16 protein-coding genes and 1 tRNA gene are annotated in these 16,670 nt (G+C 30.5%); 6 read left to right on the top strand and 11 right to left on the bottom strand.

Annotated elements, in window-relative coordinates; translation table 11 throughout:
• Position 1: 1 nt before the first annotated feature.
• The 4 genes from MED152_RS12545 to MED152_RS12530 all read right to left on the bottom strand — a co-directional run bounded on the left by MED152_RS12545 (position 2) and on the right by MED152_RS12530 (position 3,557).
• The gene (locus tag MED152_RS12545) at positions 2 to 673 is read right to left on the bottom strand and encodes a class I SAM-dependent methyltransferase (protein ID WP_015482268.1); all 672 of its coding nucleotides are present in this window, start codon (positions 671 to 673) and stop codon (positions 2 to 4) included.
• On the bottom strand, positions 674 to 1,654 hold the full coding sequence (locus tag MED152_RS12540; protein WP_015482267.1) for a YpdA family putative bacillithiol disulfide reductase: 981 nt from the start codon (positions 1,652 to 1,654) through the stop codon (positions 674 to 676). It abuts the gene before it with no gap.
• Positions 1,635 to 3,155, bottom strand: coding sequence for an FMN-binding glutamate synthase family protein (locus MED152_RS12535; protein WP_015482266.1), 1,521 nt, complete (start codon positions 3,153 to 3,155; stop codon positions 1,635 to 1,637). Before MED152_RS12535 ends, MED152_RS12540 begins: the two co-directional genes overlap by 20 nt.
• 150 nt (positions 3,156 to 3,305) lie before the next feature.
• Positions 3,306 to 3,557, bottom strand: coding sequence for a type B 50S ribosomal protein L31 (locus tag MED152_RS12530; RefSeq protein WP_015482265.1), 252 nt, complete (start codon positions 3,555 to 3,557; stop codon positions 3,306 to 3,308).
• Between the two features lie 228 nt (positions 3,558 to 3,785).
• On the opposite strand from MED152_RS12530, the gene MED152_RS12525 reads away from it, so the two are divergent.
• Together MED152_RS12525 and MED152_RS12520 are read left to right on the top strand one after the other, a co-directional pair.
• A complete protein-coding gene (locus MED152_RS12525) occupies positions 3,786 to 4,820 on the top strand; it encodes a glutaminyl-peptide cyclotransferase (RefSeq protein ID WP_015482264.1) in 1,035 nt (344 codons plus the stop codon).
• Between the two features lie 44 nt (positions 4,821 to 4,864).
• Positions 4,865 to 6,367 carry a hypothetical protein gene (locus MED152_RS12520; protein ID WP_015482263.1) on the top strand — a complete coding sequence of 501 codons (1,503 nt, stop codon included), beginning with the start codon at positions 4,865 to 4,867 and terminating at the stop codon, positions 6,365 to 6,367.
• A 332-nt stretch (positions 6,368 to 6,699) separates the two neighbouring features.
• Here MED152_RS12520 and MED152_RS12515 read toward each other — a convergent pair whose 3' ends face one another.
• Positions 6,700 to 7,974 carry an amidohydrolase family protein gene (locus MED152_RS12515; RefSeq protein ID WP_015482262.1) on the bottom strand — a complete coding sequence of 425 codons (1,275 nt, stop codon included), beginning with the start codon at positions 7,972 to 7,974 and terminating at the stop codon, positions 6,700 to 6,702.
• A 71-nt stretch (positions 7,975 to 8,045) separates the two neighbouring features.
• Between MED152_RS12515 and MED152_RS12510 the strand changes: the two genes are divergently transcribed.
• Positions 8,046 to 8,726: an SDR family oxidoreductase gene (locus MED152_RS12510; RefSeq protein WP_041384038.1), complete on the top strand. Its 681-nt coding sequence runs from the start codon at positions 8,046 to 8,048 to the stop codon at positions 8,724 to 8,726.
• Between the two features lie 10 nt (positions 8,727 to 8,736).
• Positions 8,737 to 9,330 carry a SprT-like domain-containing protein gene (locus tag MED152_RS12505; RefSeq protein WP_041383688.1) on the top strand — a complete coding sequence of 198 codons (594 nt, stop codon included), beginning with the start codon at positions 8,737 to 8,739 and terminating at the stop codon, positions 9,328 to 9,330.
• A gap of 5 nt (positions 9,331 to 9,335) precedes the next feature.
• Here MED152_RS12505 and MED152_RS12500 read toward each other — a convergent pair whose 3' ends face one another.
• From MED152_RS12500 to MED152_RS12480, 5 genes are all read right to left on the bottom strand, one after another.
• The gene (locus MED152_RS12500; protein WP_015482259.1) at positions 9,336 to 10,811 is read right to left on the bottom strand and encodes a DUF389 domain-containing protein; all 1,476 of its coding nucleotides are present in this window, start codon (positions 10,809 to 10,811) and stop codon (positions 9,336 to 9,338) included.
• 57 nt (positions 10,812 to 10,868) lie between these two features.
• Complete coding sequence (locus MED152_RS12495) at positions 10,869 to 11,366, bottom strand: CIA30 family protein (protein WP_015482258.1); 498 nt, start codon at positions 11,364 to 11,366, stop codon at positions 10,869 to 10,871.
• Positions 11,367 to 11,481: 115 nt separating this feature from the next.
• A tRNA-Lys gene (locus tag MED152_RS12490) sits at positions 11,482 to 11,554 on the bottom strand.
• A gap of 61 nt (positions 11,555 to 11,615) precedes the next feature.
• Positions 11,616 to 12,383 carry an ABC transporter ATP-binding protein gene (locus MED152_RS12485; protein WP_015482257.1) on the bottom strand — a complete coding sequence of 256 codons (768 nt, stop codon included), beginning with the start codon at positions 12,381 to 12,383 and terminating at the stop codon, positions 11,616 to 11,618.
• Complete coding sequence (locus tag MED152_RS12480) at positions 12,384 to 13,124, bottom strand: ABC transporter permease (RefSeq protein ID WP_015482256.1); 741 nt, start codon at positions 13,122 to 13,124, stop codon at positions 12,384 to 12,386. It lies immediately after the preceding gene.
• A gap of 106 nt (positions 13,125 to 13,230) precedes the next feature.
• Between MED152_RS12480 and pafA the strand changes: the two genes are divergently transcribed.
• Together pafA and MED152_RS12470 are read left to right on the top strand one after the other, a co-directional pair.
• A complete protein-coding gene (gene pafA, locus MED152_RS12475) occupies positions 13,231 to 14,868 on the top strand; it encodes an alkaline phosphatase PafA (RefSeq protein WP_015482255.1) in 1,638 nt (545 codons plus the stop codon).
• A gap of 3 nt (positions 14,869 to 14,871) precedes the next feature.
• A complete protein-coding gene (locus tag MED152_RS12470; RefSeq protein WP_015482254.1) occupies positions 14,872 to 16,005 on the top strand; it encodes a T9SS type A sorting domain-containing protein in 1,134 nt (377 codons plus the stop codon).
• Here MED152_RS12470 and MED152_RS12465 read toward each other — a convergent pair.
• Entirely contained in the window at positions 15,995 to 16,669 is a 675-nt protein-coding gene (locus MED152_RS12465) for a PrsW family intramembrane metalloprotease (protein WP_015482253.1), read from the bottom strand. The two genes, MED152_RS12470 and MED152_RS12465, sit on opposite strands and share 11 nt — an antisense overlap.
• Between the last annotated feature and the right edge of the window lies 1 nt (position 16,670).

Raw genomic sequence — 16,670 nt, 5'->3', positions numbered from 1 at the left:
TTTAGAATTGCTGATATAACCAAGTTTTTATAACGCCTTTTTTATCACCTAATTCAATAGACAGCAATTTTGATTCTTTTTCACATTTAAAATTAAAAGGTTCTTCTGTTATGCATAATCCACTTTGTTTTTTCAATCTGATTCCTTGACCAGAGATGATATCTTTATTTGGCTCAAAATTGTTTAATGGCAAGTGTTCTGTTAGTACTATGTATTTATAAGCATTCAACTTACTTAAAATCATTTTAACTTCTTTATTTGAGAGATGTTGTAAAACTTGCCTTATGATGACAACATCTGCTTTAGGCAAAGCATCCTTAGCAATATCGAGACATAAAAACTCTAAATTTTCCTGTATAAATTTTGACTTGTTATAATTGATTACATTTTCGGCAATATCTACTGCCATGTATTTTTTTGCATATGGTAGAATTTGTTGACCTATGTTAAAATCACCACAGCCTAAATCTAGAATTGATACAGATTCTGGTAGCGATTTTAAAAAACCTAAAACACAGTTAATATAAGGAACTACAATCTTCAAATCGTGAGAACCTGAACCAGAATAGTATGTTTCGGAATTGCCTCCCCAAAGATTTTGCTCATAAATTTGCTCCATAGCCTTTTTGGTTGGCCAAGGTATTTTCTTTTGGTTGTTTTTAGAATCTTGCATCTAAACTAGAGTAGCCTTACTTAAAATACTTTTAATTATCATTTTAGCATGTACTCTCGAGTTTTCTATAAACCATTTATGGGTTTCCATTCCTCCACAAATTACTCCAGCTAAATAAATTCCTTTTACATTGGTTTGCATGGTTTCTTTATCATACTCAGGGATTTTTTTCTCATCATCAGAAAGCTTGATTCCCATATTTACTAAGAATTTAAAATTAGGCTGATAACCTGTAAGCGCTAACACAAAATCATTTTCTAATTTAATATTACCATCTGGAGTGTTTACCTTTATTGAATGCTCTTGAATTTCTGTAACCTCAGCATTAAAATAAGCTTTAATACTTCCTTCATTTATTCGATTCATAATATCTGGTCGAACCCAATATTTTACACGTTGTCCAACCTCAGATCCTCTAATTATTAAAGAAACCTCAGCTCCTTTTCTATAACATTCTAAAGCTGCATCGATTGCTGAATTACTTGCACCAATAATTGCTAACTTTTGACCAGCATAAAAATGCGGCTCTTTGTAATAATGAGAAACTTTGTTTAAATCTTCTCCCTCAATTTTAAGTTTTTTGGGTAAATCATAAAAACCTGTTGCTACAATTATATGCTTGGCTTGGTATTTATTTTTAGTTGTAATAACCGTAAAATCAGAATAATTCTTAGTTACTGCATTTACCTTTTCAAATAAATTAATATTTATATTATTAGATGTAGTTATCCTTCTATAATACTCTAAAGCTTCTGCTCTATCTGGTTTTGCTGCTTTACTAATAAATGGAATATCATCAATTTCTAACTTTTCTGATGATGAAAAAAACTGCATGTTTACAGGATAATTGTAGAGTGAATTTACAATTGGGCCTTTCTCAATAATTACATATGACAAACCTTTTTTCTTAGCCTCTAAACCACAAGCAATTCCTATTGGTCCTCCTCCAATAATTAATACATCAAACCAATTGTCTTTCATATACTTTTTCTAAATTCACAATACTATCATCTTCCATTCTCCTAAAAATATGAGTTGGATTTAGATTACCTAAATTATCTATACCCATTGCTCCTGCAACTTCTTTTATGGCTTTTATAGTTTCATTATGATAATTTTTTACTCTTATATTTTTCTTAGCAACTACCAAGGCCTCATTCAAATCTTCATCTTGGGTGGCAACTCCAACAGGACACGTATCCATATTACATTCCCTTGCTTGGATGCAGCCTAAACTAAGCATAAAACTACGAGCCATACCAACTGCATCTGCTCCAAGTGCTAACAAACGAACAACATCAAAAGCATTCATTGCCTTACCACTTGCAATAATTTTAATTTGTTTTCTTAAGTTGTTATTTTCAAGTACTTTATGAATAAACAACAACCCTTCAATTAACGGAGTTCCCATATAATTTGTAAATTCTAAAGGAGCTGCACCTGTACCACCTTCACCACCATCAACAGCAATATAATCTGGGTAATTATTAAGTGTAGAAAACGTTTTAATCATTTCTTCAATTTCTTCATTATTACCTACACACAATTTGATACCTACAGGTTTACCTCCAGACAAATCTCTAACCTCTTGAATAAAAGCAACCATTTCTTCAAAATTTGAATAAGCTGAATGCGAAGGAGGAGATAAAACATCTGTCCCCTCTTCTACTACACGAATTTCTGCAATTTCTTTTGTATTTTTCTTGGCTGGTAAAATTCCTCCATGACCAGGTTTTGCTCCTTGAGATAATTTAATTTCTATCATTTTTACCTCAGGTTTTAATGCATTTTCTTTAAAGATGCCTGCATCAAAAACTCTTTTTCCTTCATCATTGGTTTTACCTGCTCCAAAATAACCTGTACCTACTTGAAACACCAAATCACCACCTTGTAAATGATAAGGAGATACACCACCTTCTCCTGTATTGTGTGTAAAATTGCCCATTTTTGCTCCTTGGTTTAAAGCTAAAATTGCATTTTTGCTTAATGAGCCAAAAGACATGGCTGATATTCCCAAAATTGAAGTTTCTAATTTTTGCGAACATTTATCTGAGCCATAAACTATTCTATCTCCTGTTACATCATGATGATCTTTAGGAAATAAAGAATGTTTTACAAATTCGTAACCATCATTATACAAATTATGTTGTGTACCAAAAGGTATGGTTTCTGTTTGCTTTTTTGATCTTTGGTATACCAAACTCCTTTGCTCTCTGCTTAAGGGTGTGCCATTTAAGTCATTCTCAATAAAATATTGTCTAATTTTTTCTCTTTCTTCCTCAAAAACCCAACGTAATCTGGCTACCAATGGAAAAGACCTCAATAACGAATGTTTGCGCTGCAAAGAGTCATAGATTGCCATAATGAATAACAACAAGCAAATAGAAAATAATATTACACTACCTGCTTCTCTAACATAATACAATAGAATTCCAGTAGAAATTGTAAGTAATGCAAATGTGGTAAGTATAGTTTTTTTCATGGCTAAAATTTAGATTAGTAAAAATAAGACTTTACAAACTTAAAAGGAAACCCGAATCTGATGTGGATTAATAATTTATGTTTTAGAGCACAAAAAAAACTCCAACAATTAAATGTTGGAGTTCCTATATTTTTAAAAATCCTAAAAAGCTTACTTCTTGAATTTCTTGTATTTGTTTTTAAATTTATCAATACGTCCTGCAGCATCAATAAGTTTAGATTTACCAGTGTAAAATGGGTGAGATGTTCTAGAGATCTCTAATTTTACTAAAGGATACTCAACACCATCAACTTCTAAAGTTTCTTTAGTGTCTACAGTAGAACGTGTTAAAAAAACATCTTCATTAGACATGTCTTTAAAAGCTACCATTCTATAATTTTCTGGATGAATTCCTTTTTTCATTTTATAATATTTTAATTCTTAAATGTTATGTTTGCAGAATAAAGTTGGTAAAGTTTTATTCTAAATATCAAAACAGATTTTGCTATTTTGAGGATGCAAATTTAATGATATTTTTTAATATACAAATAAATAAATTACTTTTATTTATGAGACCTATCAATTTACCATTAAACCTTTGCAAATTAAGTGCATAAAAACGATTAAAGCAAGAATTACAATTTATAAAAAATGAAAAAGTTAAGCATTATTACCTCTTTAATTATCTTATTATTCACAAGTTGTGATGATACTTATAAATTAAAATTAAGGGTAGAAAATAAAACAACTTTAGATAAAAACATTACTATTAATCTAGAAGAAGAAAATAACAAACCTTTAGACAAGGTTCAGTTTTTTATAGATGGTAAAGAAGTTGCAGCAAATGGAAATAGTTTAGAAATAAATACTGCTGATTTTGGTTTAGGAAAACATCAAGTTTCTGCTTTAGTTTTTATACCAGGTAAAACTAAGAAGGTAAATAACTCGTTTGAAGTATATGCCAATATTGAACCAACGATCTATGGGTATGAAATAATCAACACCTATCCTCATGACAAAAAAGCCTACACTCAAGGATTAGAATATTATAATGGTTTTCTTTATGAAACTACTGGAAGAAGAGGACAATCATCTTTAAGAAAAGTAGAAATTAAATCTGGTAAGGTTTTACAAAAAATAGACTTAGATAAAAAATACTTTGGTGAAGGCATGACAATTGTAGGTGATAAAATCATCTGGTTAACTTGGCAAAATGACAAAGGCTTTGTGTATGATTTAAATAGTTTTGATCAAATAGGTGAGTTTAAATACAACCAAAGTAAAGAAGGTTGGGGTCTTACTCAAAACGAAACTGAACTAATAAAATCTGATGGTACAAATAAAATTTGGTTTTTAGATAAGAGTACCCAAGCAGAAAAGAGAGCTTTACAAACCTATACCCATGATAGAGCTCTAAGCCAACTAAATGAGTTAGAGTTAATTAATGGTAAAATATATGCCAATTATTATCAAAAACCTATTATAGCTATCATCAATCCTGCAAATGGTGTAGTAGAAGGACTTATTAATCTTAAGGGTTTAGAAGCTGAAATGAAAAAATCGCAAAAGCTTGTGGAAGATGATGAAGTATTAAATGGTATTGCTTATGATGCCAAAAATGATAGATTATTTGTAACCGGAAAAAACTGGGGCAACTTATTTGAAATCAAATTGATTAAAAAATAATAAATCAATCATTTAAAAGTTCTATTTTTATACAAAACTGATTTATGCGTTATTTAGTTGCCTTACTAATTTGTGTTGGTTTAATTACAATGAGCTCTTGTAGAAAAGATTTTTCTACAATACCCAACTTTGGAAGTTTAGAGTTTTCTAAAGACACTGTATTTTTAGATACTGTATTTACAAATATTGGTTCTGCAACTTATAATTTAAAGGTTTACAATAGAGGTGGTAATGCAATTACAATTCCTAGAATTGCTTTAGAAAATGGTACATCATCTAATTATAGATTAAATGTAGATGGCATTCCTGGTAAAGAATTTAACAATATAGATATTCTTGCTGAAGACAGTATTTTTGTTTTTGTAGAAACTACTATTGATGCAAACTCAATAACAAATCCTTTATATACAGATCGTATTTTGTTTGATACAGGAGCCAATCAGCAAGATGTAGATTTGGTAACCTTAGTGCAAGATGCCAACTTTATTTTTCCTGGTAAAGATCCTATTACCATGAAAATTGATAGTTTAACTCTTGATGGACAACCAACTACAATAAAAGGCAGATTTTTAGAAGATTCAGAGCTTACAATTAACAATACAAAACCTACAGTTATTTACGGTTATGCTGCTGTTGCTGCTAACAAAACACTTACCATAAACGCAGGTTCACAAATATATTTCCATGCAAATTCTGGCTTAATTATAGATAAAGAAGCTAGTTTGCGAGTAAATGGAACCCTAGATGAAAAAGTAACGTTTCAAGGAGATCGATTAGAAAATAGTTTTAGCAAAATTCCTGGTCAATGGGGAACTATTTGGATGCGTGCAGGAAGTAAAAACAATGAAATTAAACATGCACAAATTAGAAATGGAGTCATAGGCATTTTAATAGACAGTATTGGATCTAACACTACACCTACTCTTAAATTAGAAAACTCTGAAATATACAATAACTCAAACTTTGGTATTTTAGCAAGGGAAACAAATATTGAAGCCTACAATGTTGTTGTTGGTTCTGCAGGACAAGCTTCATTAGCAGCTACTGTTGGTGGTACTTACAATTTTACACATTCTACTTTTGCAAATTTTTGGAATAACGGAATTAGACAATTACCTGCTGTGCTAGTCAACAACTTTTTTGTTTTTATTGATGCAAATGGAAATGAAGTTACAGCAACCAGAGATTTAAATGCAGCCAATTTTACCAATTGTATTTTTGATGGTAATAACAACATTGAATTTCTTTTAGATAAAGTAGATGGTAGTACTTTTAATTATAGCGTTAAGAACTGTTTAATCTCATTTAATGATTCTAACAATGCTTTTGATGGTAATCAAGAAATGGATTTTACCAACGCAAATTATGAGAATATCATCTTAAATGATACCTCTAACTTTAGAAATACTCAAAATGAAGATTTTATCATTGGAGAGAATTCAAGTGCCATTAATAATGCAATTAGCACACCTTTTACATCAGACTTATTAGGTGTAGATAGAACCGCTAACCCAGCAATAGGTGCTTATCAGCACATTATCTTTTAAATTAAATATGTTTTATTTTAAAGGAAGAAAATTTACTTCTTTGTAGTAATAGAAGTTTTACTAGAAAAGTATGAGTATAAATTTTTAATGGCTATAGTAAACCACAGAAGTATAAATATCCAAGTCCCAAAATTTATCTTACTCAAAGCCACGAATTCGATTTTACCAATCACGAATTCGTTTAATATGATTATAATCCCTAGTAAAGCCCAGAAAATGTTTAAATATTTTCTATTCATTTTATTAAAATAAATACTTCTTGGGGGACTCAGCTAATTACCTCAAAGATAAATATTTATTATTAAAAATTTAATTATTTATCTAATAATACCTTATTGTTTGTATACAATACCGTTTTTCATAACAAACACTACATTTTCCATAGTTGCAATGTTCTCTGTTGGATCGTCATTTACTGCTATAATGTCTGCAAAAAAGCCTTTATCAATCTGCCCAATTTCATCAGACATTTTTAAAATCATTGCATTCGTTATAGTTGCTGCTTGAAGGGTTTCCATAACAGGCATACCAGCCTCTACCATAAAGCCAAATTCTTTACCATTAACTCCATGTTTAAAAACACCTGCATCTGTACCAAATGCAATACCTACTCCTTTTTTATATGCTCTACCAAATGTACCTTGAATTTGTGGACCAACTGCTAATGCTTTTGGCACTACTATATCTGGATAAAATCCAGCTATTTTTGCTTTTTCTGCAACTTCTTTTCCAGCAGTAATTGTAGGTACTAAATAAGCATCGTATTTTTTCATTAAATCCATAGTTTCATCACTCATATAAGTACCATGTTCAATGGTTTTTACACCTCCAATTATTGCTCTTTGCATACCTTCATCTCCATGAGCATGCGCAGCCACATGCATACCATAATCTTTAGCCATTTCACAAATTGCCTTAATTTCTTCTATAGTAAATTGAGGATTATCTCCAGATTTAGCAACACTTAAAACACCTCCAGTTGCAGTAATTTTAATACAATCAGCCCCATTTTTGTAGCGTTGTCTAACCGCCTTTCTACCATCTTCAACCGAGTTTACAACACCTTCTTTTGGCCCTGGATTACCAATTAATTTTCTGCTACTTCCATTTGTAGGATCTGCATGGCCACCAGTTGTAGCTAAAGATTTACCTGCTGTAAAAACTCTAGGACCAGGAATTTTACCTGCGTTGATGGCATTTCTAAGCGAAATATTTACACCTGTACCCCCTAAATCTCTAACTGTTGTAAATCCATTTTTTAAGGTAGTTTCTGCAAATTTTACAGAATTATACGCAACATCTGCCTCATCTAAAATGTATTTATTAATTCTTGTTTTATCATCATACTCCATTTCTAAATGCACATGCATATCTATTAAACCTGGCATCACAACATTATCTCGCAAATCTATTAAGTTTGCGCTTTTAGGCATAATGTAGCCGTCTTTAACCTCAGCAATTTTATTGCCTTTAACAACAATAGTTTTTTCTTTATAGATTTTACCTGATTTGGTATCTACCAATTTTCCACATAAAATGTAGCTAGTTTGTGCTGAAATATTTTGGGCAATTAGTATTGCAAAAAGAACTAAAAATAATTTCTTCATTTATCTTGATTTAATTCTTAAATGTATGAAAAAATAAGTAATTTGCTATTAATTATAAATTTTGAATGTTAATGAAAAATGTTGTTATAACAGGTACAAGTAGAGGAATTGGTTTTGAATTAGCCCAACAATTTGCGAATAATGGCCATAATGTACTTGCTTTATCTAGAAATGATAAGCCATTAAAAGCCGTAAATCATAAAAATATACATACACTTTCTGTTGATTTAGCTGTTGATTCTGACATTCATAAAGTAAAATCATTCATAGAAGATAATTGGAAAACAGTTGATATTTTAATAAACAATGCTGGTAAACTAATCAACAAACCATTTACAGAGCTTACCTCTAATGATTTTATAGATGTTTACAAAGTAAATGTTTTTGGTGTTGCTGAATTAACAAAAACATTAATTCCGTTTTTACAAAACAACAGCCATGTGGTCACTATCAGTTCAATGGGTGGTGTACAAGGAAGCATGAAATTTCCTGGCTTAGCTGCATATAGTTCTGCAAAAGGCGCTGTGATTACGCTATCTGAATTATTAGCAGAAGAATATAAAGAAGTAGGAATTGCTTTTAATGTTTTAGCTCTTGGAGCAGTACAGACAGAAATGCTGGAAGAAGCTTTTCCTGATTACAAGGCTCCTCTATCTGCAAAAGAAATGGCAGATTATATCTACAATTTCTCATTGACTGGAAATAAATTTTACAATGGAAAAATATTAGAAGTTTCTAGCTCTACTCCATAATTTTTAAAAATTGAACTCCATCCTTTCTAAGTACATACCAGACAAAGCAGTGTTAATGGTTCAATATTTAATTGAACAAAATAACTTTAGCCTAAAAATTGTAAACCAAAGAGAAACTAAACATGGAGATTTCAGAAAAATGCCAGATGGCAGTTTTCAAATCACGGTTAACAACAACTTAAATCAATATCAATTTTTATTAACGCTTGTTCACGAAATTGCACACCATATAACGCATCAGAAATTTGGTAGAGTTCAACCTCATGGAAAAGAGTGGAAAAAGGTTTTTCAACATTTAATGTTACCTTTCTTAAAGCCAGATATTTTTAAATATGAAATGTTACCTCATTTAGCCAATTATTTAAAGAATCCTAAAGCCAGCACAGATTCTGACGCAAAATTATCCTTAGCCTTAAGAGAGTTTAAGCCTAGTTCTGGAAAAACATTTGTTTTTGAGCTACCCTTTGGACAAGCATTTTTATTTAAAAACACCACGTATAAAAAAGGCAATAAAAGAAGAACTCGTTTTGAATGCCTAAACACAATAAACGGAAAAGTATATTTGTTCAATCAAAATGTTGAGGTAGAAATTATTGATAATTAAACGCTTTATTCTCGCTTAATAAACAGGGTATCTAATTTCATTTCTTTTTGCAACCAAGCCCTCAGTTCTAACTCCTTATTAATTAAAACGGAATCTTTTAATTTATCATTCCAATTAATTGTTGCTACAGGAATTGTATCAATTTTGATAAAATCTTTGGAATATAACTCTCTAGAAAAGGCTATAGACTCAATATTATTATATCTAATTTTTGCTTCTTTTATAACTGAACTAAAAGCAATAGCCTGTTGATTTTTATTTAAAGCATCTTGTTCAATTCTTGTATTTAAAGAAGAAATAGTTTGTTTCAGCTCAGTGATTTGTTTGTGCAATCCATCAATAATATTTTCGCTTTCTTGCAACTCTTCTCTTTTCTCTTTGTATGCAGTTGTAATGAGTTCAAAACTCTTAGTATCACTACCTTTTATTTTAATATCAAAATCTTTAATCTTAATATATTCTTTATTATTTAATTGATTTTTTATCAAATTTCTTTCGCCATCACTCACTTCATTAAAGAAGCTCATCTTGATTTCTTTATCTTTTATACTTAGTTCTGGATCTCCAATAAGTTGAAAACCGTCAATTTCTTTTATTTCATTCTTAACGAAATTATCAAATTGATTGGTAATTTGACTGTCTTCAAAAACTCTTAAAAAAGTGAAAATAGCAGGTATCATTACAGCTACTCCAACTACTGTAGCAATAGTCGAGTAACGTTTTCTTTTAGCAGCGTTTGCATATTTATGCATAGGAAAACGCAACAATTTCATCACTAAAAATGTTGCTAAAGCAATAAAAATAGTATTTATAGTAAATAAATACATAGCACCAAAGAAGTAAGAAAAATTAGCTTTTGCCAAACCATAACCTGCAGTACATAAAGGTGGCATTAAAGCAGTTGCAATGGCAACACCGAAAATTACTGAAGCAATTGTACCTCTTTTTGTTCTAGCAACCATTAATGCCAAACCACCAAAAAAGGCAATTAAAACATCTCTAATATCTGGACTAACCCTACCTAACAATTCAGAATTATCTTCACTAAGTGGAAAAAAATAGAAAAATAAAAACGAAGCAAACAAGCTCAAACCAATCATAATACCAAGATTGATTAAAGACTTTTTAAAGGTTTCTATATCATTTAATGCAAAAGACATCCCAATACCTAAAATTGGCCCCATTAAAGGTGATATAAGCATAGCTCCAATAACAACAGCTGTTGAATCTGCATTTAAGCCAATAGAAGCTACAAATACTGCAAAAATTAAAATCCATGCAGTTGCACCTTTAAACGGAATATCGGCTTTAATTGCCTCTAAAGTTGCCTCATGATCTGTATCATCTCTAAAATCAAAGAGCTCTATTAGAAACTGTTTAATATTTACAAATAAGCCTTTGGCATCATCCTTTATATTTTGAGAGGTATTCTCTTCTGTTGGAGGATGTGGTTTTATATTTTTTTGAATGTCTTCTTCCATGAAATCGTTAAAATAGCTTTGGAAAGATACGAAAAAAAGTATCTGAAATGTAGATTGTTATTTAAGATAGATTTTGTCAATTTCAAGCTTAAAAGACTCTTCTTTTTTATTACCTATTAAAAAAGCAATTTGGGCTAAGGTATTTGAATTAAAATTTTGGATGTCTAATTTTCTTCCTCTAAATGCTGGATACATTTCACTTAATGGGATTTCAATGGTTTCCCAATTCCCACTAGTTTTAAATTGTTTTATATAAGAATAGAAGTTATCATTATCGTCTTTAATTCTAAATTGATACTGCTTACCATCACCTTTTATTCTCAATACAATTTTAGTATAATTAGAAATTGATAGTTTATCAAAAGAGTACCTCAATGAAGAAAAACCACCGTTGTTTTTTAATGATATATCTCCATAAAAAAGTCCATTCCCAGCTTCATTTATTTTAAAAGAACCATTAGACCTGCCTCCCATAACCACATCATCTACAATTCTCCAAGAAGACAACTTAGATTCCTTTGAAAAATCAAATAGCAAGTGAGTAGAATTAACCATAAAGAAAAAAGTAAAATATATTAAAAGTGATTTTATCATGTACTAAAAATATCACTTTAAATGCATAATTCGCTAGCAATAAAAAAAACTCTGCAATTTCTTGCAGAGTTTTTAGTGACCGGGCTGGGGCTCGAACCCAGGACCCTCTCCTTAAAAGGGAGATGCTCTACCAACTGAGCTACCAGGTCATTCCTTTCGTTTAAGCGGGTGCAAATATATAAGTTATTTTATAAAAAACAAACGTTTTCATTAATTTGTTTCGTTTAAATATGCCTCTCTTACTTTTTTAAATAAATTAGAAGAATACACGAAACCTACAACTGCTTCATTATCAGTTTTAAACATCTCTTCACTACTTCCTTCCCACTCTTTTTTACCATCCTTTAAAAAAATAATTTTTTCTCCAATTTCCATTACAGAATTCATATCATGAGTATTTATAACCGTTGTTATTTGATATTCTTCTGTAATTTCTTGAATTAAATTATCAATTACTGTTGCTGTTTGTGGGTCTAAACCTGAATTAGGTTCATCACAAAATAAATATTTAGGTTTCATTACAATAGCTCTTGCAATGGCAACTCTCTTTTGCATTCCACCAGAAAGTTCAGCAGGAAATCTATCATTAGAATCTTTAAGATTAACTCTATCTAGTACAAAATTAACTCGCTCTAACATTTCAGCCTGAGATTGTTTTGTAAACATTTTTAATGGAAACATTACATTTTCTTCAACTGTTTGTGAATCGAAAAGGGCACTTCCTTGAAAAACCATACCAATTTCTTGTCTCCATTGTCTTTTCTCTTCGATACTAAAATTTGTATTTATTCTACCATCAAAAGAAATGGTACCTCCTTCTGGTGTGTGCAACCCAATTAATGATTTTAGGAAAACAGTTTTACCTGCACCACTTTGACCAATAATCAAACTTGTTTTTCCTGGATGAAATGTGGTAGAAATACCTTTTAATACCTCTACATCTCCAAAGCCTTTTCTTAAATCTTTAACTTCTATCATTTATGTAAGTAGCATTTGTGTTAAAAAGTAATTTGCTATCACTATTAAAATGGTTGTCCAAACTACAGATTGTGTACTTGCCTTACCTACTGCTATTGAGCCTCCTTTTACATAATAACCATGATATGAAGGCACTGTAGCTATCAGAAAAGCAAATACTAAGGTTTTGATAAGCGCATAAACTATTAAAAACGGTTGAAAGTCTGTTTGTAAACCTTCTATATAATTTACACCACTAAAAAGACCCGAAAGCACACCTGCTAACCAACCCCCAAACATCCCTAAAACCATTCCTAAAGTAATTAAAAAAGGATAAAAGAAAACTGTAGCAATTACCTTTGGTAAAACTAAGTGATTCAATGAATTGATACCCATTACTTCTAAAGCATCAATTTGTTCTGTAACCCTCATAGTACCAATACTAGAGGTTATATAAGACCCAACTTTACCTGCTAAAATTATAGAGCAGAAAGTAGGTGCAAATTCTAAAATTATTGATCTTTTGGCTGCAAAACCAATTAAAGATCTGGGTATAAAAGCACTATCTAAATTTAAGGCAGTTTGTAATGCAATTACACCACCTATAAAGAAAGAAATGAATAGAATAATGCCCAAAGATTTTAGACCTAATTCTTCAATTTCTTTTAGTAAAGCATCATAAAACACCCTAGCTTTTTGGGGTCTTTTAAAAACCTGCTTTAGCATTAAATAATATTTACCAATGTGTTCTATGTAATTCACAGATTTATTTTTACGCTAAATTAAGAAATAACATTTAGACAATATCTAATTCGCGTATTCAAAATAAAAAATATTTACTTTTGTTATGAATTAGATTTAACAACTCATGAAGAAATACATAGTATATATTTTCACCTCTTTATTTTTTTTAAGTTTTACAGCAAATGAAACTATAAAAAACAATCCTAAATTAGTAATTGGAATCGTGATTGATCAAATGCGATATGATTACTTAACACGTTTCTCAGATCGTTTTACAGATGATGGATTTAAGCGATTATTAAATGATGGATTTTCACTAGAAAACGCACATTACAATTTAATTCCAACTTATACTGCAGTTGGTCATGCAACAATTTATAGTGGAACAACACCTAATAATCATGGAATTATTTCTAATAATTGGTATGATAAATTTTTGAATAAGACTATTTATTGCGTAGATGATGCTAATTATGAAACTGTTGGTAACAGTGGGAAAGCTGGTAAAAAATCGCCTCACAGATTATTTACTTCGACTTTAGCTGATCAACTAAAATTACATCAAGTTTCACAAGGAAAATCAATAGGTATAGCTATAAAAGACAGATCTGCAATTTTGCCTGCAGGCCACACTGCCAATGGTGCTTATTGGTTTGATGGTGGTAATGAGGGTAAATTTATTTCAAGTTCATTTTACATGAATGCATTACCAAAATGGGTTACAGATTTTAATTTATCTGGAAAAGCAAATAAATATTTAATAGAACCTTGGACTACCCTTTTTGATATAGATACATACACTAAAAGTATTGCTGATAACAATAATTTTGAAGGTTTATTCAGAGGTGAAACCACACCTACTTTTCCTCATAAAATCCCTCAACTTAGAAATCAGAATGGCAATTACAATATACTCAAGGCGATACCTGAAGGTAATACATTAACTGTAGATTTTGCAAAAGCTGCAATTCTGGGTGAAAAACTTGGTAAAAGCAAGCATACCGATTTTTTAGCCATCAGTTTTTCATCTACAGATTATATTGGTCATCAATATGGGCCAGCCTCTGTTGAAATAGAGGACACTTATTTAAAGCTAGATAGAGATTTATCAGATTTTTTTAAATTTTTAGACAACAAGGTTGGTAAAGATAATTATACGCTTTTCTTAACTGCAGATCATGCTGCTGTTCATGTACCTTCTTATTTGCAATCGCTAAAAATACCTGCTCACTATTTAAAGATTAATCAGCTTAGAGATTCTATTTCGTCAATTACTAAAAAGTATTTTAACTCTAATGAATTTGTAAACAATATTTCTAACTATCAAATTTTCTTAAATAAAAATAAGATTGAGGCTTTAGGTTTTACAAAGAACGAAGTAGCAGATAAAATTGTAAGTGAATTGGAAAATTTAGAAGGCATTTACAAAGCAGTTACTGCCAAAACTCTACAAACCACCCATTTTACAGAGGGTATTATGAATTCATTACAGAATGGATATAATCAAAAATTGTCTGGAGATGTAATGCTAATTCCTTATCCTGCAACATTATCAAGATCAAAAACAGGAACTTCACACGGTTCTGGTTATTCTTATGACACACACATTCCTATAATCTTTTATGGAAAAGGAATTAAAAGGGGTGTTTCTAAAAAACGTTATGAAATTACTGACATTGCACCAACAATGGCTAACTTGCTAGGCATAGAAGCTCCAAATTCTTCAACAGGAAAAATTGTAGTTGAAGCATTAAAAAACTAACTTATGATTAAAAAAATTGTTCTTTTTCTGCTGTTTATTCTTTCTGTCAATTTAGGATTTTCTCAAATTGAAAACTTTAAAGATAAATTTGACTTGCCTAGTGAAATTTCAGAAACTTCTGGACTGCTATTTCTTGATGGAAAAATAATTACACATAATGATAGTGGTGATGCTGCCAATTTGTACGAATTAGATAGTTTAACTGGTAATTTATTAAGAACTGTAACAATTTCAAATGCCACAAATGTAGATTGGGAAGATATTACAGAAGATGAAACTTACATTTATATTGGTGATTTTGGAAATAATAATGGAGATAGAACCGATTTAAAAATATACAGAATTGCAAAATCTGATTACCTAGCAAGCGATACTGTAACTGCAGAAACAATAAGTTTTGCCTACGAAGATCAAACTGATTTTACTGTAAGAACTAACATGCATAATTTTGATGCAGAAGCATTTGTGGTTATTGACAATTCATTATACATTTTTTCTAAAAACTGGGCCGATTTAAAAAGTAACTTATATAAAATACCAAAAGCTATAGGGAATTATACTGCTGAAAAAATTAGTACTGGTGATGTAGAAGGCTTAATAACTGGAGCAACAGTTAATAGTGAAGCATACTTGATTTGTGGTTCTGATTCTGCAGCAAATCCGTTTATAATATATATAAGGAGAAGCCCAATATTTAGTGAGGACATCTTTTTTGCTGGTTTTGATAAAACTACCTTATCCTCTTCTCAATTAGAACAATTTAGCCAGGTAGAAGCAATTACCTCTTTTGATAACGGAAAATTCTATATTTCTAGAGAAAAAGTAGATAGCAATGGAATAAGTTTGACTCAAAAATTATATGAGTTTAAAGACGATCGATTAAAAACCTTAAGCACTAAAAACCAAGAATTAAAAAATTTTACAATTACTCCTAATCCTGCCTCTGACTTTATTAATTTTTCTAATTATGCCCACGTTAAAAGTCTTTCTATTTACAGTACTTTAGGTAAGGAAGTTTTTAAATTGACTAATATGAGTTCTCAAGTAAATATTAGTAATTTACCTAAAGGAATGTATTTGGTAAAAGTAAATTTTGAGAATGAGTCAGCAATAACCAAAAAGCTGATTAAGCTTTAAAATGAGAAATTGATTGGTGTTTTTTTATTGCTTTTCTAGACAATACAATTCCGATTATTAAAGAAACAAACGCACCAATAGCAATACCTGGAATAAAGTTTATAAATAGAAAAAAGTCATAGGCTCCATGAAAAAGTGTGGCAATTAGCAATCCTAATAAATTGTATTTAACACGATTTTCAGAAAACTTAGCCTTGCCCATAAAGTAACCCATTAAAATTCCGAAAGTTGCATGTGCAGGCACTGCAGTAAAAGCTCTGGTTAAACCTGTTGCTACTCCATATTGATAAACGTAAAGAACATTTTCTAAGGCTGCAAAACCCATAGAAACAACTACTGCATACACTATACCATCAAAAGGCTCATTAAAATCAGTTTTTTTCTGTGAGTAGTATTTTACAATAATATATTTTGAAAATTCTTCTACTAACGCTACCACAAAGAACGCTTTTACAAATTGTTGAAAAATATCTTTTTCATCTGTTACAGGAAAAATAATGTTTGCTGCAAAGCCTAACACAACAGTTATTATTATACTTACTATAGCACCTAATAAAAAGTTTTTAACTAGAAGGCCTATGGGTTCTTTCTCATATTTATCTTTTACATAAATATAAATCAAGATAACTACTACAGGAGCTAATGCTAATAAAAGTAACCCCATT

This window comes from Polaribacter sp. MED152 (genome assembly GCF_000152945.2).
GTDB lineage: Bacteria > Bacteroidota > Bacteroidia > Flavobacteriales > Flavobacteriaceae > Polaribacter.
Note: the sequence above shows the minus strand (reverse complement) of the source record. Positions and strands in the feature narration are given on the sequence as shown.

Bases quoted from the DNA above. Each gene is read 5' to 3' on its own strand.
- MED152_RS12470 (WP_015482254.1), top strand. From the start codon at position 14,872: ATGATTAAAAAAATTGTTCTTTTTCTGCTGTTTATTCTTTCTGTCAAT.
- MED152_RS12515 (WP_015482262.1), bottom strand. From the start codon at position 7,974: ATGAAGAAATTATTTTTAGTTCTTTTTGCAATACTAATTGCCCAAAAT.
- MED152_RS12540 (WP_015482267.1), bottom strand. From the start codon at position 1,654: ATGAAAGACAATTGGTTTGATGTATTAATTATTGGAGGAGGACCAATA.
- MED152_RS12495 (WP_015482258.1), bottom strand. From the start codon at position 11,366: ATGGTTAATTCTACTCACTTGCTATTTGATTTTTCAAAGGAATCTAAG.
- MED152_RS12545 (WP_015482268.1), bottom strand. From the start codon at position 673: ATGCAAGATTCTAAAAACAACCAAAAGAAAATACCTTGGCCAACCAAA.
- MED152_RS12535 (WP_015482266.1), bottom strand. From the start codon at position 3,155: ATGAAAAAAACTATACTTACCACATTTGCATTACTTACAATTTCTACT.
- pafA (WP_015482255.1), top strand. From the start codon at position 13,231: ATGAAGAAATACATAGTATATATTTTCACCTCTTTATTTTTTTTAAGT.
- MED152_RS12510 (WP_041384038.1), top strand. From the start codon at position 8,046: ATGAAAAATGTTGTTATAACAGGTACAAGTAGAGGAATTGGTTTTGAA.
- MED152_RS12485 (WP_015482257.1), bottom strand. From the start codon at position 12,383: ATGATAGAAGTTAAAGATTTAAGAAAAGGCTTTGGAGATGTAGAGGTA.
- MED152_RS12465 (WP_015482253.1), bottom strand. From the start codon at position 16,669: ATGGGGTTACTTTTATTAGCATTAGCTCCTGTAGTAGTTATCTTGATT.
- MED152_RS12500 (WP_015482259.1), bottom strand. From the start codon at position 10,811: ATGGAAGAAGACATTCAAAAAAATATAAAACCACATCCTCCAACAGAA.
- MED152_RS12530 (WP_015482265.1), bottom strand. From the start codon at position 3,557: ATGAAAAAAGGAATTCATCCAGAAAATTATAGAATGGTAGCTTTTAAA.
- MED152_RS12520 (WP_015482263.1), top strand. From the start codon at position 4,865: ATGCGTTATTTAGTTGCCTTACTAATTTGTGTTGGTTTAATTACAATG.
- MED152_RS12525 (WP_015482264.1), top strand. From the start codon at position 3,786: ATGAAAAAGTTAAGCATTATTACCTCTTTAATTATCTTATTATTCACA.